Origin of the sequence: Microbacterium enclense (genome assembly GCF_004022425.1) — a bacterium.
Taxonomy (GTDB): Bacteria; Actinomycetota; Actinomycetes; order Actinomycetales; family Microbacteriaceae; genus Microbacterium; species Microbacterium enclense_A.
Genome location: NZ_RBZY01000002.1, coordinates 1 through 19,603, shown reverse-complemented (window position 1 = coordinate 19,603; position 19,603 = coordinate 1). Strand labels below are relative to the sequence as shown.

The 19,603-nt window shown below is 70.7% G+C and carries 20 protein-coding genes; 6 read left to right on the top strand and 14 right to left on the bottom strand.

Annotated elements, in window-relative coordinates; genetic code table 11:
* The first annotated feature begins 121 nt into the window (after positions 1 to 121).
* The gene (locus D8Y23_RS00630) at positions 122 to 1,948 is read left to right on the top strand and encodes an AMP-dependent synthetase/ligase (protein WP_128216245.1); all 1,827 of its coding nucleotides are present in this window, start codon (positions 122 to 124) and stop codon (positions 1,946 to 1,948) included.
* 93 nt (positions 1,949 to 2,041) lie between these two features.
* On the opposite strand, the gene D8Y23_RS00625 is transcribed toward D8Y23_RS00630, so the two are convergent.
* From D8Y23_RS00625 to D8Y23_RS00615, 3 genes are read right to left on the bottom strand one after another with little or no spacing between them, the layout of a single operon-like run.
* Positions 2,042 to 2,533 carry a peptide deformylase gene (locus D8Y23_RS00625; protein WP_128216244.1) on the bottom strand — a complete coding sequence of 164 codons (492 nt, stop codon included), beginning with the start codon at positions 2,531 to 2,533 and terminating at the stop codon, positions 2,042 to 2,044.
* Positions 2,530 to 4,638 (bottom strand): MinD/ParA family ATP-binding protein, encoded by a 2,109-nt coding sequence (locus D8Y23_RS00620; protein WP_240663709.1) that lies wholly within the window; start codon positions 4,636 to 4,638, stop codon positions 2,530 to 2,532. Before D8Y23_RS00620 ends, D8Y23_RS00625 begins: the two co-directional genes overlap by 4 nt.
* A 47-nt stretch (positions 4,639 to 4,685) precedes the next feature.
* The gene (locus D8Y23_RS00615; RefSeq protein WP_128216243.1) at positions 4,686 to 8,093 is read right to left on the bottom strand and encodes a pyruvate carboxylase; all 3,408 of its coding nucleotides are present in this window, start codon (positions 8,091 to 8,093) and stop codon (positions 4,686 to 4,688) included.
* A gap of 69 nt (positions 8,094 to 8,162) precedes the next feature.
* Here D8Y23_RS00615 and D8Y23_RS00610 point away from each other — a divergent pair, with 69 nt between their 5' ends.
* The gene (locus D8Y23_RS00610) at positions 8,163 to 8,975 is read left to right on the top strand and encodes a ParA family protein (RefSeq protein ID WP_128216242.1); all 813 of its coding nucleotides are present in this window, start codon (positions 8,163 to 8,165) and stop codon (positions 8,973 to 8,975) included.
* Between the two features lie 157 nt (positions 8,976 to 9,132).
* On the opposite strand, the gene D8Y23_RS00605 is transcribed toward D8Y23_RS00610, so the two are convergent.
* The 3 genes from D8Y23_RS00605 to D8Y23_RS00595 all read right to left on the bottom strand — a co-directional run bounded on the left by D8Y23_RS00605 (position 9,133) and on the right by D8Y23_RS00595 (position 10,949).
* A complete protein-coding gene (locus D8Y23_RS00605; RefSeq protein WP_077049868.1) occupies positions 9,133 to 9,675 on the bottom strand; it encodes a MerR family transcriptional regulator in 543 nt (180 codons plus the stop codon).
* A 96-nt stretch (positions 9,676 to 9,771) separates the two neighbouring features.
* Complete coding sequence (locus D8Y23_RS00600) at positions 9,772 to 10,458, bottom strand: MerR family transcriptional regulator (protein WP_128216241.1); 687 nt, start codon at positions 10,456 to 10,458, stop codon at positions 9,772 to 9,774.
* Complete coding sequence (locus D8Y23_RS00595) at positions 10,458 to 10,949, bottom strand: FHA domain-containing protein (RefSeq protein ID WP_128216240.1); 492 nt, start codon at positions 10,947 to 10,949, stop codon at positions 10,458 to 10,460. Before D8Y23_RS00595 ends, D8Y23_RS00600 begins: the two co-directional genes overlap by 1 nt.
* A gap of 244 nt (positions 10,950 to 11,193) precedes the next feature.
* Here D8Y23_RS00595 and D8Y23_RS00590 point away from each other — a divergent pair, with 244 nt between their 5' ends.
* Both D8Y23_RS00590 and lpdA read left to right on the top strand, forming a co-directional pair.
* Entirely contained in the window at positions 11,194 to 11,835 is a 642-nt protein-coding gene (locus tag D8Y23_RS00590) for a copper resistance CopC family protein (RefSeq protein ID WP_240663708.1), read from the top strand.
* Positions 11,836 to 11,844: 9 nt separating this feature from the next.
* The gene (gene lpdA / locus D8Y23_RS00585) at positions 11,845 to 13,242 is read left to right on the top strand and encodes a dihydrolipoyl dehydrogenase (protein WP_128216239.1); all 1,398 of its coding nucleotides are present in this window, start codon (positions 11,845 to 11,847) and stop codon (positions 13,240 to 13,242) included.
* A gap of 59 nt (positions 13,243 to 13,301) precedes the next feature.
* On the opposite strand, the gene D8Y23_RS00580 is transcribed toward lpdA, so the two are convergent.
* Positions 13,302 to 13,943 (bottom strand): CYTH domain-containing protein, encoded by a 642-nt coding sequence (locus D8Y23_RS00580; protein WP_128216238.1) that lies wholly within the window; start codon positions 13,941 to 13,943, stop codon positions 13,302 to 13,304.
* Positions 13,940 to 14,167, bottom strand: coding sequence for a response regulator (locus D8Y23_RS00575; RefSeq protein ID WP_128216237.1), 228 nt, complete (start codon positions 14,165 to 14,167; stop codon positions 13,940 to 13,942). Before D8Y23_RS00575 ends, D8Y23_RS00580 begins: the two co-directional genes overlap by 4 nt.
* Before the next feature lie 68 nt (positions 14,168 to 14,235).
* Here D8Y23_RS00575 and D8Y23_RS00570 point away from each other — a divergent pair, with 68 nt between their 5' ends.
* Positions 14,236 to 14,970 (top strand): glutamine amidotransferase, encoded by a 735-nt coding sequence (locus tag D8Y23_RS00570; RefSeq protein ID WP_128216236.1) that lies wholly within the window; start codon positions 14,236 to 14,238, stop codon positions 14,968 to 14,970.
* A 32-nt stretch (positions 14,971 to 15,002) separates the two neighbouring features.
* On the opposite strand, the gene D8Y23_RS00565 is transcribed toward D8Y23_RS00570, so the two are convergent.
* The 5 genes from D8Y23_RS00565 to D8Y23_RS00545 form a co-directional block, all read right to left on the bottom strand.
* Positions 15,003 to 15,710 carry an NAD(P)H-hydrate epimerase gene (locus D8Y23_RS00565; protein ID WP_128216235.1) on the bottom strand — a complete coding sequence of 236 codons (708 nt, stop codon included), beginning with the start codon at positions 15,708 to 15,710 and terminating at the stop codon, positions 15,003 to 15,005.
* A gap of 28 nt (positions 15,711 to 15,738) precedes the next feature.
* A complete protein-coding gene (locus D8Y23_RS00560) occupies positions 15,739 to 16,761 on the bottom strand; it encodes a YihY/virulence factor BrkB family protein (protein ID WP_128216234.1) in 1,023 nt (340 codons plus the stop codon).
* A 135-nt stretch (positions 16,762 to 16,896) separates the two neighbouring features.
* Positions 16,897 to 17,349: a prepilin peptidase gene (locus tag D8Y23_RS00555; RefSeq protein WP_128216233.1), complete on the bottom strand. Its 453-nt coding sequence runs from the start codon at positions 17,347 to 17,349 to the stop codon at positions 16,897 to 16,899.
* Between the two features lie 4 nt (positions 17,350 to 17,353).
* Positions 17,354 to 17,650, bottom strand: a complete 297-nt coding sequence (locus tag D8Y23_RS00550; RefSeq protein WP_128216232.1) for a DUF1905 domain-containing protein — start codon at positions 17,648 to 17,650, stop codon at positions 17,354 to 17,356.
* 77 nt (positions 17,651 to 17,727) lie between these two features.
* Positions 17,728 to 18,294, bottom strand: coding sequence for a mismatch-specific DNA-glycosylase (locus tag D8Y23_RS00545; protein WP_128216231.1), 567 nt, complete (start codon positions 18,292 to 18,294; stop codon positions 17,728 to 17,730).
* A gap of 57 nt (positions 18,295 to 18,351) precedes the next feature.
* On the opposite strand from D8Y23_RS00545, the gene D8Y23_RS00540 reads away from it, so the two are divergent.
* On the top strand, positions 18,352 to 19,149 hold the full coding sequence (locus D8Y23_RS00540; protein WP_128216230.1) for an alpha/beta fold hydrolase: 798 nt from the start codon (positions 18,352 to 18,354) through the stop codon (positions 19,147 to 19,149).
* 107 nt (positions 19,150 to 19,256) lie between these two features.
* Here the strand turns inward: D8Y23_RS00540 and D8Y23_RS00535 are convergent.
* Positions 19,257 to 19,603, bottom strand: a 347-nt coding sequence (locus D8Y23_RS00535) for a cellulose binding domain-containing protein (protein ID WP_205796680.1), incomplete at its 5' end; no start/stop codon positions are given.

Genomic DNA, 19,603 nt, shown 5'->3' with positions numbered 1-19,603 from the left:
AGCAGTCTAGTCATCGCCGTGGAAGCACGACGACACCGCGGAGCCCGCGGGAGTCCTCGGCGCCGTACGACTAGACTCGTCAGACCGATCGACGTTCTTTCCGGTACACAAAGGAGTTGCCGTGATCCAGTTCGACCTTCCCCCCGTCGTCCCCGCCGACCCGACGGCGAACGCGTCCGACCTGCTCGCCGACCGGGTGGCCGCCACACCCGATCGTGCGCTGTTCGCCGTTCCCGACGGCTCCGACTGGCGCGACGTGTCCGCTCGCGACTTCGAGCAGCAGGTCATCGCCCTCGCGAAGGGCTTCGTCGCCGCCGGCATCCAGCCCGGAGAGAAGGTCGCGTTCATCGCTCGCACGACCTACGACTGGACGCTCGTGGACTTCGCCCTCTTCTACGCCGGTGCCGTCATGGTGCCGGTGTACGAGACGAGCTCCCCCGCGCAGATCTCGTGGATCCTCTCGGATTCCGGCGCGATCGCGGCGATCGTGGAATCCAGCGAGCACGGGGAGCGCCTCGGCGAAGTCCGCAGCGACCTGCCGCTCATCCGCGACGTCTGGGCGATGCACGCCGGCGACCTCGACGCGCTCGTCTCCCGCGGAGCGCAGATCGACGACGCCGAGATCGCGCGGCGCCGCGCGATCGCGAACAGCTCCGACATCGCCACCCTCATCTACACCTCGGGGTCGACCGGCCGCCCGAAGGGCTGCGTCCTCACGCACGGCAACTTCGTCGAACTCGCCCGCAATTCCGCCAAGGCTCTGCACGAGGTCGTCGAGACCCCCGGCGCCTCCACCCTGCTGTTCATCACGACCGCACACGTCTTCGCGCGCTTCATCTCGCTGCTGAACGTGCACGCCGGCGTCAAGACGGGTCATCAGCCCGACACGAAGCAGCTCCTCCCGGCGCTGGGTTCCTTCAAGCCCACCTTCCTGCTCGCGGTGCCGCGTGTGTTCGAGAAGGTCTACAACTCTGCCGAGCAGAAGGCCGAGGCGGGCGGCAAGGGCAAGATCTTCCGCGCGGCCGCCGCGGCCGCCGTGGAGCACTCCGAGCGCGAGCAGCAGGGCCGGTCCATCCCGCTCCTGCTGAAGATCAAGTTCGCGCTGTTCGACCGGCTCGTGTATTCGAAGCTCCGGGATGCCATGGGCGGACGCGTCGTGTACGCCGTGTCGGGGTCTGCTCCCCTGGGCCCGCGTCTCGGGCACTTCTTCCGCAGCCTCGGGGTCGTCATCCTCGAGGGGTACGGCCTGACCGAGACGACCGCCCCCGCGACGGTGAACCTCGCCACGAAGTCGAAGATCGGCACCGTCGGTCCCGTGCTCCCCGGTGTGGGCGTGCGCCTCGCCGACGACGGCGAGATCCAGGTCCGCGGCATCAACGTCTTCGCCGAGTACTGGCGGAACCCCGAGGCCACGGCCGAAGCCTTCGACGGCGAGTGGTTCAAGACCGGCGACATCGGTGCCTTCGACGCCGACGGTTTCCTGTCGATCACGGGCCGTAAGAAGGAGATCATCGTCACCGCGGGCGGTAAGAACGTCGCCCCCGCCGCCCTCGAAGACCCCATCCGCGCCAACCCGATCGTGGGTCAGGTCGTGGTCGTCGGCGACCACAAGCCGTTCATCTCGGCCCTGGTCACGCTCGACCCGGAGATGCTCCCGACGTGGCTGGCGAACAACGGACTGCCCGGCGACATGTCGCTGGCCGACGCGAGCACGAACGAGAAGGTGCGCGCCGAGATCCAGGGCGCGATCGATCGCGCGAACGCGCGCGTTTCTCGTGCCGAGTCGATCCGCAAGTTCACGATCCTCGCCACCGAGTGGACGGAGGCGAGCGGTCACCTGACCCCGAAGATGAGCATCAAGCGCAACGTCATCGTCAGCGATTTCGCCGAAGAGATCGAGGACATCTACGCGGTGCCCATCAACACCACCAACGTCTCGCTGCCGTAATCGGCCGCGAGAACAGGCCCCGAGACGAGAACAGGCCGATCCTTCACGGATCGGCCTGTTCTCATGGCATCCCCTGTTCCGGGGCGACGCGTGTCAGAACCAGTCGCTCTCGCGGATCTGCCGCATCGCCTCGCGGCGGCTCTCGGCCGGCAGTCGCGACAGGTAGAGCTTTCCGTCGAGGTGATCGGTCTCGTGCTGCAGAGCCTGCGCGAGCAGACCCTCCCCCTCGAGAACGACCTCGTCGCCGTCGAGGTCGATGCCGACCACCTTGGCCCACGGGTAGCGCAGCGCTTCGTGCCACAGGCCCGGGACCGAGAGGCATCCCTCCCCCACGAGTTCCGGCTCGCCGCGGGTCTCGACGAGCACCGGGTTGAGCACGTACCCGATGTCGCCGTCGATGTTGTAGCTGAAGGCGCGCAGACCGACGCCGATCTGGGGCGCGGCGACACCCGCACGGCCCGGAGGCTCGACCGTGTCGATGAGATCGCGGACGAGAGCACGGATGCCGTCGTCGATCTGCTCGATCGGGGCACTGGGCGCCCGCAGAACCGGGTCGCCGAACAGGCGGATGGGACGAACCGTCATGCCACGACCGCCGGGGTGCGCAGACCCTCCACGACCGCGGCGGCGAGTTCCCGCGCCGCCTGACGGGTCGCGGGCCGGAGGTCGCGGAACGCGATCGCGCTGCCGGCGGCGACATGGCTGTCGTACGGCATCCGGATCACGGTGCGCACACGGCTGCGGAAGTGCGCTTCCAGTTCGCTCTCGCGAACGAGCGGCGCACCCGGGCGGGCATTGTTGAGCACGACGACCGCACCACGCACGCGGTCCGCGTAGCCGTTGGTCTCGAGCCACGTCAGTGTCTCGGACGCCAGCCTCGCCTCGTCGACCGACAGGCCCGCAACGATCACCAGCGAGTCGGAGAGCTCGAGCGTCGCCTCCATGACGGAGTGCACGATCCCCGTGCCGGTATCGGTGAGCACGATCGAGTAGTAGTGCGCGGCGATGTCGGCCACCCGGCGGTAGTCGTCGTCGCTGAACGCCTCGGAGACGCGCGGATCGGAGTCGGATGCCAGAACGTCGAGCCGCGTCGCGTCGCGGGCGACGATCGACGACACGTCGCTGTACCCCTCGACCTCGTCGTGGGCCCGGACGAGGTCGCGGACGGTCCGGCCGTTGGCACGGCCGACGCGGTCGGCGAGCGTCCCCCGATCGGGGTTGGCGTCGACGGCGATGACGCGGTCGTCGCGGGCGTCGGCGAGAGCCATCCCCAGCAGAGCGGTCACGGTGGTCTTCCCCACCCCTCCCTTCCGCGAGAGCACGGGAACGAACCGGGCCTGAGCCGCGAGCGGGGTGGAGATGCGACGGTCGAGGTCTTTCCGCGCGCGGGCGCGCTGCCCGTCACCGAGGTTGATGCGATGGCGCGACACGGAGTACACCAGCTGCTGCCACAGTCCCTCGGGCTCCGGCCGGGCGATCTGGCGGGGGTCGAGCAGCCGATCGGCGGTGAGCAGATCCGGGCTCTCGCGGGCGTCGTCGATCTCGCCGAGGCGCTTCGACGTCAGCGTCACGTCGGTGCCCGGCGTCCGCACCCGCTCGGACGCGTGGACACGGCCCGCGCGCGCGGCCTCGTCGGCCTGGTGCACCTCGCGGCGCGTGAGCGGGACGGTGCCGATCGCGCCCGTGGCGGCACGCTCCGCGCGGGTGCGCGGCACCGGTCCGGTGACGAGCGCCGCCTCGGACTCCTCCGCGACGGAGGGCGTCGGCTGGGCGGTACTGACGGCCACGACCTCGGGCTCGGGCTCGCGCTCGGGCTGAGCGTCCGTGGTCGGGGCGGCCTCGGCGGCGGGTTCGCGCGCGGCGGACTCGTCCCGAGCGGGATCCGCGTCGGCGGGCTCCTCCTCCGCGGCGGCGGATGCCACGGACTCGACATCCACGGGCTCAGCGGCCGCAGCGGCCTGCTGTCCCTCGACCCGCTCGTGCGCTTCCGCGGCCGACTCGCCCGGGGAATCCTCTTCGGCCTCCGCGGGAACCGTCGCTTCTTCGACGTCGGACACTTCGTCGTGAGGCGCGTCTTCGACGTCGGGCGCGTCGTCGACCTCGGGAGCGGAGGCCGCGTTCTCCTCCACCGACTCGGGCTCCTCGTCGGCTTCCTGCGTCGAGGGCGCCGCGGCCTCGAGATCGCGGTCGTCGGCCTCCGCCGGCGTGACGCCCGCGGTGGGGGCGTCGTCGGTCGTGGCATCCATCTCGATGTCCGCCACGGCACCGTCGGCCGTCTCGACGGCGTCATCGGGCACGATCTCGGCCTCGTGCACCTCGGCGTCGTCGGTGTCTGCGCCCTCGTGCGGCTCGAGGACGATCTCGCCGGTCGTCATCTCCTCGGCCCCGGACACGTCGGCGGGCTCGTCGGGGTCCGGCACGTGCGTGAGGAGGGGGAGGTTGTCGGCGTCGGGCAGATGCACTATGCCCACCACCTCGAACGCGCGGTCTTCGGCCTCGATGACCGGCATCTCGTCCTCAACGACGTCGTCGTCGACGTCGTCCTCGTCGGGCACCGGAAGGTCGACGCTGACCTGTGCGGTGTGCTGACCGAGGATGCTGATGCTGGTGGTGTCGAGGGCTCCGCTGTCGTCGAGGACACCGTGTTCGGCGCCGTCGTCGGGGGTCTCGTCGGTGCGGTCGGGGGTCACTGCCGTCTCCAAAGAAAAAGGGGGCGCGAAGAGCGCCCCCTTTCAGGCTACTGCGAGGGACGGACGACGAGCAAAAGGTCGCCGGCCTCCACCTGCTGCGTCGCTCCGACGGTGATGCGCTCGACGACGCCGTCGACCGAGCTCGTGATCGCCGCCTCCATCTTCATCGCCTCGATCGACGCGACGGCCTGACCGGCCGACACCCGCTCGCCCGGGGTGGCCTTCAGCGTCACGACGCCGGAGAAGGGCGCGGCCACCTGACCCGGCTTGGACGTGTCGGCCTTCTCGGCCTGACGAGCCTCGACGTCGATCGAGCGGTCCCGCACGAACACCGGACGCAGCTGACCGTTCAGCGTCGTCATGACGGTGCGCATGCCCTTCTCGTCGGCGTCACCGATCGCTTCCAGTCCGACGAACAGCTGCACGCCGCGCTCGATCTCGACCGTGTGCTCCTCACCGGCACGGAGGCCGTAGAGGTAGTCCGCGGTGTCGAGCACGCTGAGGTCGCCGTATGTCGCGCGCGTGTCGAGGAATGTGCGCGTGGGCTGGGGAAAGAGCAGAGCGTTCAGACGCGCGCGGCGGGTCGCCGAATCCCCGGCGAGGGCCGCCGCATCCTCCGCGGTCAGCGGTGTCACGCCGACCTTCACGTCACGGCCGGCCAGCACCTTCGAACGGAACGGCTCGGGCCAGCCCCCGGGAAGGTCGCCCAGCTCGCCCGCCATGAACGACACCACCGAGTCGGGGACGTCGTACTTCTCCGGGTTGCGCGCGAAGTCGTCGGGGTCGGCCTTCACTGCCGCGAGGTGCAGGGCCAGGTCTCCGACGACCTTCGACGACGGCGTGACCTTCGGGACGCGCCCGAGGATGCGGTCGGCGGCCGCGTACATGTCCTCGATGAGTTCGAAGTCGTCGGCGAGACCGAGGGCGATCGCCTGCTGCCGGAGGTTCGACAACTGCCCGCCCGGGATCTCGTGGTGGTACACGCGGCCGGTGGGACCGGGCAGCCCCGACTCGAACGGGCGGTAGAGGTGGCGCACCGCCTCCCAGTACGGCTCGAGATCGGACACAGCCGCGAGGTCGAGCCCGGTGTCGCGCTCGGTGTGCGCGAGCGCCGCCACCAGGGCCGACAGCGACGGCTGGCTCGTGGTGCCCGACATCGGCGCGGCGGCGGCATCGACGGCATCCGCCCCCGCCGCCGACGCGGCGAGCAGGGTCGCGAGCTGTCCGCCCGCGGTGTCATGCGTGTGGACGTGCACGGGCAGGTCGAACCGTTCGCGGAGCGCCGTCACCAGCCGCGCCGCGGCCGCGGGGCGAAGGAGCCCGGCCATGTCCTTGACCGCGAGGATGTGGGCGCCGGCGTCCACGATCTCCTCGGCGAGCCGGAGGTAGTAGTCCAGCGTGTAGAGGTCCTCGCGCGGGTCGAGCAGATCGCCGGTGTAGCACACCGCGACCTCCGCGACGGCGGTGCCCGTGGCCAGCACCGCGTCGATGGCGGGACGCATCTGCGCGACGTCGTTGAGCGCGTCGAAGATGCGGAAGATGTCGATGCCGGATGCCGCGGCCTCGGCGACGAAGGAATCCGTCACCTCCGTCGGGTACGGGGTGTAGCCGACGGTGTTGCGGCCGCGCAGCAGCATCTGGATCGCGATGTTGGGCAGCGCCCGGCGCAGAGCGTCGAGACGCTCCCACGGGTCTTCGCCGAGGAAGCGGAGAGCGACGTCGTAGGTCGCACCGCCCCAGGCCTCGACCGACAGCAGCTGCGGGGTCGAGCGTGCGACGTAGGGGGCGACGCGGGCGAGGTCGCGCGTGCGCACGCGGGTCGCCAGGAGCGACTGGTGCGCGTCGCGGAACGTCGTCTCCGTCACCGCGAGCGCCGTCTGCTCGCGGAGTGCCCGCGCGAAACCGACCGGTCCGAGTTCCTGCAGGCGCTGACGCGACCCGGCCGGAGCGGGGTCGGCGATGTCGATCGCGGGGAGCTTGCTCCCGGGGTCGACCGACAACGGGTTGTCGCCGTTCGGGCGGTTGACCGTGGTGTCGACGAGCCACGAGAGCACCTTCGTCCCGCGGTCCTTGGATTCCCGGCCCCGGAGGAGCTCGGGACGCTCGTCGATGAATGAGGTGCTCAGGTCTCCCGCGACGAACGCCGGGTCGTCGAGCACCGCCTGCAGGAACGGGATGTTGGTCGAGACGCCACGGATACGGAACTCCGCGAGGGCGCGTCGGGCGCGGGCGACCGCCGCGGAGAAATCGCGGCCTCGGCAGGTGAGCTTGGACAGCATCGAGTCGAAGTGCGGGCTGATCTGCGACCCTGCGGCGGTCGTACCGCCGTCCAGACGCACCCCCGCTCCGCCCGGCGAGCGGTAGGTGGTGATCTTGCCCGTGTCGGGGCGGAAGCCCTGTGTGGGATCCTCGGTGGTGATGCGGCACTGCAGAGCCGCGCCGCGAAGGCGGATCCGGTCCTGCGTGAGCTGCAGGTCGGCGAGGGTCTGTCCCGCCGCGATACGCATCTGGGACTGCACAAGGTCGACGTCCGTGACCTCCTCCGTCACCGTGTGCTCGACCTGGATGCGCGGGTTCATCTCGATGAAGACGACCTCACCCGTCCGGGGTCCGGCCGTCTCGAGCAGGAACTCGACCGTGCCGGCGTTCTGGTAGCCGATCGACCGCGCGAACGCCACGGCGTAGCGGTGCAGGTCTTCCCGGACCGTGTCGTCGAGGTTCGGCGCGGGAGCGATCTCGATCACCTTCTGATGCCGCCGCTGAACCGAGCAATCGCGCTCGAAGAGATGTACCGTCTCGCCGGTGGCATCCGCGAGGATCTGCACCTCCACGTGGCGGGGACGCTGCACGGCCTGCTCGAGGAACATCCGCGGGTCGCCGAACGCGCTCTGCGCCTCCCGCATCGCCTCGGCCAGCGCGGGGGCGAGCTCGCCAATGGACTCGACGCGGCGCATGCCCCGACCGCCGCCGCCCGCGACGGCCTTCGCGAAGAGCGGGAAGCCGATCTCCGAGGCCTCGGCGAGCAGGGCATCGATGTCATCGGATGCCGCCGTCGAGCGGAGTACGGGCACACCGGCGGCGATCGCGTGCTCCTTGGCCGTGACCTTGTTCCCGGCCATCGACAGCACCTCGGCGGGCGGGCCGATGAAGGTGATGCCGTGCGCCGCGGCTTTCTCTGCGAGTTCCGGATTCTCCGACAGGAAGCCGTAGCCCGGGTAGATGGCATCCGCTCCGCATTCCCGGGCGACGCGGATGATCTCGTCGACGTCGAGGTAGGCCCGTACGGGATGGCCACGCTCACCGATCTGGTACGCCTCGTCGGCCTTCAACCGGTGCAACGACGCGCGATCCTCGAAGGGGTACACCGCGACGGTGCGGGCTCCCACTTCATAGGCGGCGCGGAACGCGCGGATGGCGATCTCTCCGCGATTGGCGACCAGGATTTTCGAGAACATGCACACCCTCACGTCAAGCTGGCGGAGCTGAATGTGCTCACAGCCTAGGGGAAGGTAACGTAGACGACCGTGCACGTACTCTCCGTCAGCTCTTTGAAAGGCGGGGTCGGCAAGACGACCGTGACGCTCGGGCTGGCATCCGCCGCCTTCGCACGTGGCGTTCGCACTCTCGTCGTCGACCTCGACCCGCAGTCCGATGTGTCCACCGGCATGGACATCCAGGTCGCCGGGCGGCTGAACATCGCCGACGTCCTGGCCAATCCGAAAGAGAAGGTCGTTCGTCAGGCGATCACCTCGAGCGGATGGGCGAAGGTCCACCCCGGCACGATCGACGTGCTCATCGGCAGCCCGTCGGCGATCAACTTCGACGGTCCGCACCCGAGCGTGCGCGACGTCTGGAAGCTCGAAGAGGCCCTCGCCACCATCGAGTCCGACTACGACCTCGTCCTCATCGACTGCGCCCCCTCACTGAACGCGCTGACCCGCACGGCGTGGGCCGCGAGCGACCGCGTGATCGTCGTGACCGAGCCCGGGCTGTTCTCGGTGGCCGCCGCCGACCGCGCTCTGCGCGCGATCGAGGAGATCCGTCGCGGCCTCTCCCCCCGCCTTCAGCCGCTCGGCGTCGTCGTCAACCGCGTGCGCCCCCAGTCGATCGAGCACCAGTTCCGCATCAAGGAACTCCGCGACATGTTCGGTCCGCTCGTTCTGAACCCTCAGCTCCCGGAGCGCACGTCACTCCAGCAGGCCCAGGGCGCCGCGAAGCCGCTGCACGTCTGGCCCGGTGACTCGGCGCAGGAGCTCGCCGCCGACTTCGACGCCCTCCTCGATCGCATCGTTCGCACCGGCCGTATCCCCGTGGCCAGCGACTCCCCGCAGGCGTAGGCGCCCCGCGTCTCGCTGCGCGAGCGTGAGGGGTCAATACTTGTCGCCTGCGTACCTCCGCAGGCGACAGTTCTTCACCTCTCGCGCGGGAGGAGCGGGACAGGGAAGAACCCCGGATGCCAGGGCATCCGGGGTTCTGACGTTCGGGGGCGCCGCGTCAGGCGGTGCGGGCGGCGCGACGGGCGGCGAGCTCATCGACGGCCTCGGTCGCGGACTCGAAGTCCACGAGCGTGGACTCGACCTCGCGCAGAACCTTGCCGACGGCGATGCCGAAGACACCCTGGCCGCGGCTCACGAGGTCGATGACCTCGTCGTTCGACGTGCATAGGTAGACCGACGCACCGTCGCTCATCAGCGTCGTGCCGGCGAGGTCGCGGATGCCGGCGGCGCGAAGCTGATCGACGGCAGTGCGAATCTGCTGCAACGAGATCCCGGTGTCGAGAAGGCGCTTGACGAGTTTCAGGACGAGGATGTCGCGGAAGCCGTACAACCGCTGCGAGCCGGACCCGCTCGCACCGCGGACGGTCGGGACGACCAGCTCGGTGCGGGCCCAGTAGTCGAGCTGGCGATAGGTGATCCCCGCGGCACGGGCGGCGACGGCACCGCGGTAGCCGGTGTCGTCGTCCATCTCGGGCAGACCGTCGGTGAAGAGGAGGTCGGTGGCGAACCGGGGTTCACCGAGTGCGTCGCCAGCGTTCATGCTCGCGTCCCTCCTCATCGGCTCGTTGTCTCCACGCTAGATCAGCCACGGTCCCCCGGCAACGACATCCGGCCCCGAGGGGTCGGCGTGTCGCGATCAGGACAGGACCCGGTCGATCGCTTCGCGCACGAACAGCGTCCGGACCTCGTCGAGACGCGCCGCGAGTTCGGGCGCGAGCTCACTCGCCCGCGCGCGCGACGCCGCGTCGGGGCGACGCAGCAGCGCGGCCAAGGCGGACTCCACCAGCGCGGCTTCGCGCTCGGCGCTCTGCCGCAGCGACCGCACGTGACGCGGCTCGATGCCGTGGCGGTCGAGGGCGACGAGTGTGCGCAGCAGCGTCACGGTCTGCTCGGTGTACGTCTCGGCCCCCGTGATCACGCCGGTGCTGATCGCGTCATTCAGCAACTGGGGGGCCGCCCCGGCAGCGGACAGCAGCTCGTCGCGGCGATACCGGCGCGGCGCGTTCGTCATCGAGGCGATCGCCGTGGGCGGGGCGGGATTGCGCCCCGCATCCACATCGGCGAGGTAATCGCGGATGACGGCGAGAGGAAGGTAGTGGTCGCGCTGCAGCGTCAGCGCGAGACGGAGCCGTTCGAGGTCGGCGGGCGAGAACTTCCGGTACCCCGAATCGGTGCGCGTGGGCGAGACGATGCCCTGCACCTCGAGAAAGCGCAGCTTGCTGGAGGACAGAGCGGGGAAGTCCGGTGTGAGCCGCGCGAGCACCTGCCCGATGCTCAACAGCCCCGCGGCCGCTGGACGACCACGGGCGGGGGCTGCCGCCATCAGTGCTCTGCCGGCGGGAGGTCGACGGGCGAGCCGAAGAAGTTGAGCCGGAACTTTCCGATGCGCACCTCGGCACCGTTGACGAGTGCCGAGCGGTCGACGCGCTCGCCGTTGACGTAGCTGCCGTTGAGCGAGCGCTGGTCGACGATCTCGAACGCGCTGCCGGAGCGCGTGATCTCGGCGTGGCGGCGCGAGACGGTGACGTCGTCGAAGAAGATGTCGGCCTCGGGATGCCGACCCACGGTGGTGACGTCGGTGTCGAGCAGATACCGGGCACCGGTGGTCGGGCCCGACCGGACGATCAACAGCGCGGCGCCGGAGGGAAGCGCGTCGATGGCCTCGAGCTCGGTCTCGGTGAGATCCGCTCCGAAGGGGACGAAAGAGAGATCGGCATCGTGACCGAAAGTCTGGGTCGTGTCCTGCGACCGGTCGGACGAAGCATCGGCGGCGCGCCGGATGTCGTCGCGTTCGAATCTGCGGGTCTCGTCCACGGCTTCTCCTTCTTTTCCACCATAGCCGACCGCCTCCGAGCCGGAGCGGCCGATCGACCTCGCAGGGCCATGGGATGTACAACTCTCCCGACGCCGACGACGCGGACCGCATTCGGGTGACGGCCCGGTGCGACGGGGGACACTCGAACCTACCCATCCCGGGTCGGCCCTGTCGAGTCCGCGTCACCCCGGAGAGCCGCCGTTTCCCAGGTCGTGTCCGATCGCGATCGTTAGGGTCGGAGACGTGATCACGTCCTCGGCGCCGCATCGGCGCACCCTGCCCGCTGTCCTGGCCGCCGCGGCGCTCGCGCTCGCAGCGCTTCTCGTCCCCGCCGCCCCGGCGTTCGCGCACGATGAGCTGGTGTCATCCGACCCGTCCGCCGACGAGGTCCTCGACGCCCTCCCCGCGCAGATCACCCTCACCTACAGTGCCGACGTGCTCGCGTCGGAGGGAGCCACCGTCATCCAGGTGACGGATGCCGCGGGCACCTCGCTCACCGACGGCGCGCCGACGGTGTCGGGTACCGCGGTGACGCAGGCCCTGGCGGGGACGGCATCCGGTGCCGTCACCGTCGTCTGGCGGGTCGTCTCCAGTGACGGCCACCCCATCGACGGAACCCTCTCGTTCACAGTGCCGGCAGCACCGACCCCGACCGAGACCCCCACTCCCACGGCGACCGCATCGACGACGCCGACGCCCGAACCGACGGTGACGGTCACGATGACGGCCGCACCGACCGAGAACACCGCGGAGGCCTCTCCCCTGCCCTGGATCCTGCTCGCGGTGGCCCTCGTCGTCGTGATCGGCGCGGTGGTCTGGATCCTGCTCACGCGGGGTCGCGCAGGCTCGTCCGGAGAAGGCTCAGCGGGCACCGCCGGGCGATAGGCTTTCCGCATGCCTCATTACGATCTGGTCATTCTTGGTGCGGGTCCCGGCGGGTACGTCGCAGCCGTTCGCGGCGCGCAGCTGGGGCTGTCGGTCGCGGTCATCGAAGAGAAGTACTGGGGCGGTGTCTGCCTCAACGTCGGCTGCATCCCCTCCAAGGCGCTGCTGCGCAACGCCGACCTGGCCCACACGTTCCACGCCAAGGCCGACCTGTTCGGCATCTCCGGCGACGTGCACTTCGACTTCGGGAAGGCGTTCGACCGGTCGCGCTCGGTCGCGGCCGGGCACGTCAAGGGCATCCACTACCTGATGAAGAAGAACAAGGTCACCGAGTACGAGGGCCGCGGACACTTCACCGACGATCACTCCCTCACGGTGACCAAGGCCGACGGCTCCACCGAGCAGGTCACATTCGACAACGTCATCATCGCCACCGGCTCCACCGTGCGGCTGCTGCCCGGGGTCGAGCTGTCCGAGAACGTCGTGACGTACGAGGAGCAGATCCTCACCCGCGAGCTCCCCGGCTCCATCGTCATCGTCGGTGCCGGCGCGATCGGCATGGAGTTCGCGTACGTCATGACGAACTACGGCGTGAAGGTCACCATCATCGAGTTCCTCGACCGCGCCCTCCCCAACGAGGACGCCGAGGTCTCGAAAGAGATCCAGAAGCAGTACAAGAGCTACGGCGTCGACATCCTCACCTCCACCAAGGTCGACTCCGTCACCGATCACGGCGACAAGGTCACCGTCGCGTACACCGGCAAGGACGGCGCGCAGGGCTCCATCGACGCCGACCGCGTGCTCATGTCCATCGGCTTCGCCCCCAAGGTCGACGGTTTCGGCCTGGAGAACACCGGGGTGAAGCTCACCGAGCGCGGCGCGATCGACATCGACGACCACATGCGCACGAACGTCCCGCACATCTACGCCATCGGTGACGTCACCGCGAAGCTGCAGCTCGCCCACGTCGCCGAGGCGCAGGGCGTCGTCGCCGCCGAGACGATCGGCAACGCCGAGACCCAGACCCTGGGCGACTACCGCAACATGCCCCGCGCCACCTTCTGCAACCCGCAGGTCGCCTCGTTCGGCCTCACCGAGCAGCAGGCCCGCGACGCCGGTCACGACATCAAGGTCGCGAAGTTCCCCTTCTCCGCCAACGGCAAGGCCAACGGCCTGGGCGAGCCCGTCGGCTTCGTCAAGCTCGTCGCCGACGCCGAGACCCTCGAGCTCATCGGCGGCCACCTCATCGGCCCCGACGTCTCCGAACTCCTCCCCGAGCTGACGCTCGCGCAGAAGTGGGACCTCACCGCTCTCGAGGCCGCGCGGAACGTGCACACCCACCCGACGCTGTCGGAGGGCCTGCAGGAGGCCTTCCACGGCCTCGTCGGCCACATGATCAACCTCTGATCGACTCACGAAGAAAGCCCGCCCGGGTCGTCCGGGCGGGCTTTTCTCGTAACGGCCCGTCAGTGGCCGAGCGCCCGGGCGAGTTTGGATCCGGATGCCGCGGGGCGACCGCCCGCGGCGAACACGGCGGCATCCACTGCGGCGAACAGGACGGCGCGGCCCTCGCGATCGGCGGGCCCGGCCGGGCCGAGCTCGACCTCCCACTCGCGCCACTCCGATTCGACGCCGCGACGCTCGTCGCGAGCGCGGACCCGGTCGTCGACGAACTCGGCGACGACGCCGCCCTCCGCATCGAAGAGCGCGTAGGCCGTGCGGTGGTTGCGCACGCGCGCGAGCGGGAGGAACGGGCCGTGCGCCCACGCCGCCACGGCATCCTGGATCTCCTCCGGAACGACGGGGTCGGCTTCGGGGTCACCGAGCTCTCCCAGCGGCCACTGGGTTTCGGAGCGTCCGCCCTCGGCCGGGGCCTTCACGTGCCAGCCCTCGTCGGGACCACCCCGACGGCGGCGGACGGCGACGCCGTTGCGTGCCAGATCGGTGTCCGGAGTGTCGAGATAGCGCGCGTCGAGGTCGCGCGGTTCGGGGTCACCGACGCGGGCGACCCCGGGCAGGTGCGACCAGTCGGGGAGGGGTGTGTCCCCGTCGACGTCGTACTTGGACTCGACCTCGACCGACGACGCCCCCTGGGCGGCCCCGCTCAATCGTCCCGCTCGTTCGCTTCGCGGTTGATCTCCTCGGTCTCTTCGATGTAGGTGAAGACCGCCTGCGTGGGCCCGTCGGAATCGCCGGTGTTCTCGAGACCGCCCTCGCGGCGGTAGACGAGCTGCCCCTCGCTGTAGGGCATGATCAGCGTGTCGTCGGACTCGTTCTCGAGCGGAATCGCCTGCCCGTCGAGCGGGCCTCCGGTCAGTCGTGCAATAGCCATGCGCCCAGAGTAGACCGGGGTCCCCGCGGCGGTCGGCGCCTTGACACCCCTCGCCTAGACTCGCTCGGGTGGATCGCCCTTTCGTGCTCCTGGCGACCCGCGCCGAGGACCTCCCCGCCGACGAGGAGTACGCCCTCTTCCTCCGGTTCACGGGCCTTCCGCCCGAGCGGCTGCGGCGCATCCGCCTCGAGCGCGACCCGATGCCCGAGATCGACCTCGACGAAGTCGCCGGCATCCTTGTCGGGGGCAGTCCGTTCAACGCCTCCGACCCCTGGGAGAAGAAGTCCGCGGTGCAGCGGCGGGTGGAGGCCGAGATGGCCGAGCTCGTCGACCGCGTCGTGGCCCGGGACGCGCCGTTCCTCGGAGCGTGCTACGGGGTCGGCACCCTCGGCACGCACCTCGGCGCGCCCATCGACGGGACGTACGCCGAACCGATCAGCGTCGTGGATGTCACGCTGACCGAGGCCGGCCGCGTCGACCCGCTCCTGGGCCGGTTGCCGGACCGCTTCCCGGCATTCGTGGGTCATAAGGAGGCGATCTCGCGCCTGCCGGCGACGGCGACACTGCTCGCTTCGTCCCCCACCTGCCCCGTGCAGATGTTCCGCGTCGGCCGGAACGTGTACGCCACGCAGTTCCATCCCGAACTCGACCTCGCCGGGATCGTCACGCGGATCCACGCGTACGCGTCGTACGGGTACTTCGCGCCGGATGAGCTCGACCTCACCCTCGCGGCCGTGCGTCGTACGCCCGTGACGGCGACCGGTGGCATCCTGCGCGCGTTCGTCGAGCGTTACGCCGACTGACCGGCGGGCGGCGCCGAGACCGACCGCCCGAGCTACGCCCGCTCGGCGGGCGTATGCCGGACGATCGGCACGGCGGCCGTGATCGCCGGCTGCACGAGCCGCAGCTGAGGCTCGAGGCCGAGGTCAACGAGCACGACGCGGCCGGAGAGCTCGGGGCCGCGTCCGCGCAGCAACCCGGCCTTCACCGCGCCGAATGTCACCGTGACGTGGGCGGGGAGGACCGCGGCATCCGCCTCACCGGTGTCGGGGTGCAGACCGCTCGGGACGTCCGCGGCCACCACCCGCACGCGTTCGGCGACCACGGCAGGCAGGAGCGCCTCGACGACGGCGCGTCCCGTCCCGCGCAACCGCGCGTCGGGCGACGCACCGATGCCCAGGATGCCGTCGACCACCAGGGCGTGATCGGCATCGGCGAGGCAGATCTCGGAAGCGTCCCGGAGGCGGGCACCCGCGGCGACGGCCGCGTCGAGAGCCTCGCGGTGCACCCGATCACGGGTGAGGACGATGTCGACCCGGTCCGCCTGACGAGCGAAATCCGCCGCGGCGAAGAGCGCATCGCCGCCGTTGTCGCCGGAGCCGGCCAGCACCAGCACCGAGCCGGGTGTTCGGGCGAGTTCCTCGACGACGACATCGGCCAGGGCCCGCGCGGCGTCGCGCATGAGCGGTCGCCCGGCCGCGAGCAGCGGGGCCTCCGCCGAGCGGATCGCGTCGGCGGTGTACGCGACGATTCGGTCGGTCATGCCGCCACCCTAGACGCGCCCGTGCCCGTCACTCGTCCGCGTTAGTCTTCGCCACCGCTTCGCGTTCCTTCGCCTCGGCCGCGCGAGCGGCATCCAACTCACTCACCTCGGCCTGCACCGCACGTTCGGCGCGCTGCACGCGGAACTGCAGGAGCGTTTCCGCACCGAACTTGGCACGGATGCGGTCCTGGTCCTCCTCGTGCCCGACGGTGATGTAGGCACCGGCGATGAGGATCACCTGACTCGACAGGTTGAGCCACAGCAGCAGCGCGATGAGCGCGGCGAACGTCGCCAGCAGCGGGTTGCCCCCCGCTCCCCTGACGAACAGCCCGGAGAGCTGCTGCAGCGCGACCAGTCCGACGCCGCCGAGGAGAGCTCCCCGCAGCAACGTGGCCCGTCGCACGCGAACCCCCGACAACAGCGCGAAGGCCGCCGCGACGACGGCCGTGTCGAGGGCCAGGACGACGAGGGTGGAGACGAGCCAGGTCAGGATGCCGGTGATCCACGAGTCCGCCGAGATGCCCAGCCAATCCCGTACGACGGTCAGACCCGCGGTGGCGAGGAAGGTCACGCCCGCGGCCGCGGCGAGCGCGACACCGATCCCGACCGCGAGCGCCAGGTTCCGCAGGAGCACCCACACGATGAACGTGTCCTCGGTGGTGACGTCGGCGATCTGGCGCAGCGCCGAGCGCAGCGACCCGACCGCACCGATCGCCGCGCCCAGCAGACCGATGGATCCGAGGATGCCGGCGACCGTGAGCCCCTCCGGAGCCTGGATGTTCTCGACGTCGATGAGCCCGTCCGCTCCGACGAGCCCCGGGATGACACTGTCGACCGATCGCACGAGCGCGGCGAGCGCGTCGGGGTTCCCGGCGAGCCAGAGAGCCGCGAAGGAGAACCCGATGAGCACGCCGGCGAAGACGCTGAAGAGGGTGCGGTAGGTCACGCTGTCGGCGAGCATCGGCCCGCGCCGTCCCGAGTAGACGAGGTAGGCGCGCACGAGGCGCAGCCGCAGGGCCCACGCGGTGACGCGACGGAGGAGATCAGCCATTTCCTCAGGTTAGGCGGGCCGCACGGATCCGCCCGGGAGGCTTGACCGGCGGCCCCGCATCGCAGAACGCCGCCGGGATCGCAGGATGGCGGTCGGCATCTGCTAAGACCGGCGGATCCTGCGACGTTCATCGCGCTAGCCCACCTCGCCGAGCAGTACCCACCACGCCCCGAGCAGCAGGGGTGGCCCGAAGGCGAACTCGACCCGCCGCGCACCCGCGAGCAGCACTCCCGCGGCCGCGACCCCGCCGCACACGAACCCGGCGAGGAGCCCCGCGATCACGGCATCCAGCCCGAACCAGCCGAGGTGGGCGCCGATGAGCGCGGCGAGCGTCACGTCCCCGCCTCCGAAGCCCGTGGGACGGACGAGGTGAAGCACCAGACAGAACAGGAACGCGGATGCCGCTCCGCCCCAGATCCCCGCGAGGCGTCCGGGCGTGCCGGCGGCCAGAGCCGCGGAGGTCAGAAGGGCCAGCGCGCAGCCGAGGCCGGGCAGGACGAGCGCGTGGGGAAGACGGTGGCGGCGGGCATCCACGACGGCGAGCAGGACGGACAGCGCTGCGAAGAGGACGAGGGCGACGCCGAGCACGCGGCTAGGCGTCGATGACGGACAGGTGGACGAGGACGATGCCGTCGGGCGCGATGCCCTCGCTCTCGCGGACCGCCCGCTTCAGGGGCAGCACGTACGCCCCGTCGGACTGGGGGAACACGGACGTCCGCCACGTCGACGCCCCGATCGAGGCCTCGACCCGCACACCGCCGAAGCCGCGCCGGTGCGTCTGCGTCTCGCGCACAGCCTCGCTGAGTTCCAGCGGCAGCGCGACGAAGTACCAGTCGCTGTCGAGTCGCGCCTCCCAGCGGAAGACCGCCCCCTCGAACTCCACGATCACGCGCGTCTCCTTTCGACGGCGTCACCCTACCCGTCGACGGTCATCGCTCGCCGCCGCTCTCCCCTGGGGAGGAGGGGTCACGCGAGAATCCCCGCGGCTCGCGCGGGCGCCGCGTAGGCCCGGGCCAGCGACGAGACGGTGTCGTGCGCGTTCAGCCCGCTGGGATTCGGCAGCGCCCACGTCGGGACTCCCCCGATGCTCTCGGCCTGTCGGCCCGCCACCGCCTTCGGACGGTCGAAGCCCCGGCGGTAGGCGTCCAGGCCGACGACGGCCACCGCGTGCGGCGAGAGCGCCGCGACCCGCGCTTCCAGCGCGGCTGCGCCCGACCGGAGTTCGTCGCGGGTCAATTCGTCGGCTCGCGCGGTGGCCCGGGCGACGAGGTTGGTCACCCCCACGCCCGCAGCGACGATCATCTCGCGGTCGGTGGCATCCAGGGGTCCCGTGTAGGCGGGAAGGCGCGACAGGATCCCCGCCTCGACCAGCGCGGGCCAAAACCGGTTGCCGGGCCGGGCGAAGGGGGTGCCGGTGGCGGCCGTCCACAGGCCCGGGTTGATGCCCACGAACAGCAGTCGCACCCCCGGTCCCGCGAGGTCGGGGATCGTGGCATCCCGGAACGTCTCCAGCTCGGCGCGTGAATACCCCATGCGACCACTATGACCACATCGACGCCTGGGGCGACCCGCTGTGCCAGGATCGGCGGAATGGATGCCGTGCCCGCGCTCACCGAAGTCCCCCCGGCGCAGTTCGTGATCGTGGGCGACAACGTCCGCCTCGCGACGTATGCGTGGGGCGACCCCGACGCCCCGCCCGTGCTGTGTGTCCACGGATTCGGGTCGTCGACGCGCGACAACTGGGTCAACACGGGCTGGGTGCGCGATCTGCTGCGCGCCGGCTTCCGCGTCCTCGCCGTCGACCAGCGCGGACACGGCCTGAGCGACAAGCCGCACGACGCCGAGTCGTACCGCATGAGCGCGCTCGTCTCCGACCTCGTCGCCGTGCTCGACACCTACCTCGTCGACCAGGTCCGGTATCTGGGCTACTCCCTCGGCGGTCGGGTGGGATGGCAGCTCGCCGTCGACGCCCCCGAGCACGTCGAGCGCGCGGTCCTGGGCGGTATCCCGGACGGCCGACCGCTCGCCCGCCTGCACGTCGATCAGGCCCGGGCGTTCCTCGATCGCGGCGAGCCGGTTCAGGATGCCACCACCCAGCGCTACATGTCGCTCGCCGATCGTGTCGCCGGCAACGACCTCCGCGCCCTCGTCGCCATCGCGGAGGGCATGCGTCTCGGCGAGACCGACCCCGACCCTGCTTCACCGCCGCCGCAGCCCGTTCTCATCGCGACCGGCACGGAGGACCCGATCCACGACCAGTCGGCGCGGCTCGCGTCCCTCCTCCCGCAGGGGGAGTTCGTCGACATCCCGGGGCGGCACCACGTCAACGCCCCCGGTGCCCGCGCGTTCCGTGAGGCCGGCGTGGCGTTCCTGTCGCGCGGGCTCTGAACGCCGCCCCGCCCGGGACGGCGATCACCGACGTAAGGACGGCGGGCCCTCGCGCACCAGCCCTCGCGCACCCGCGCGACGACACGGGGACGCCGCGGGCACGCGCGTCACTTCGCGGTGACGGTCAGCCGCGGGGAGGTCGGTGCGGACGAGGCGGCGACCTGGAGTCCGACGCGGACGGTCTGCCCCGGAGCGGGAGAGGCCGCCCACCCGTCGCCGCGGCACGTGACGGTCGATGAGGCGACGCTGCAGGTCATGCCCCAGGCGTTGACGACGGCCCGTGCGCCGGGCGATTCCCACGAGGCCGTCCAGGAGGTGACGGGCCCGGCAGCCGTGACCGTCAGCTCGCTCACGTACCCCTCTCCCCACGCGCTCTGGGGAAGGTACGCCACCGCGACCGACGCGGGAGCCGGGCTCGCGGTGGGCTTGGGCGTCGGCTTGGGCGTGGCCGTGG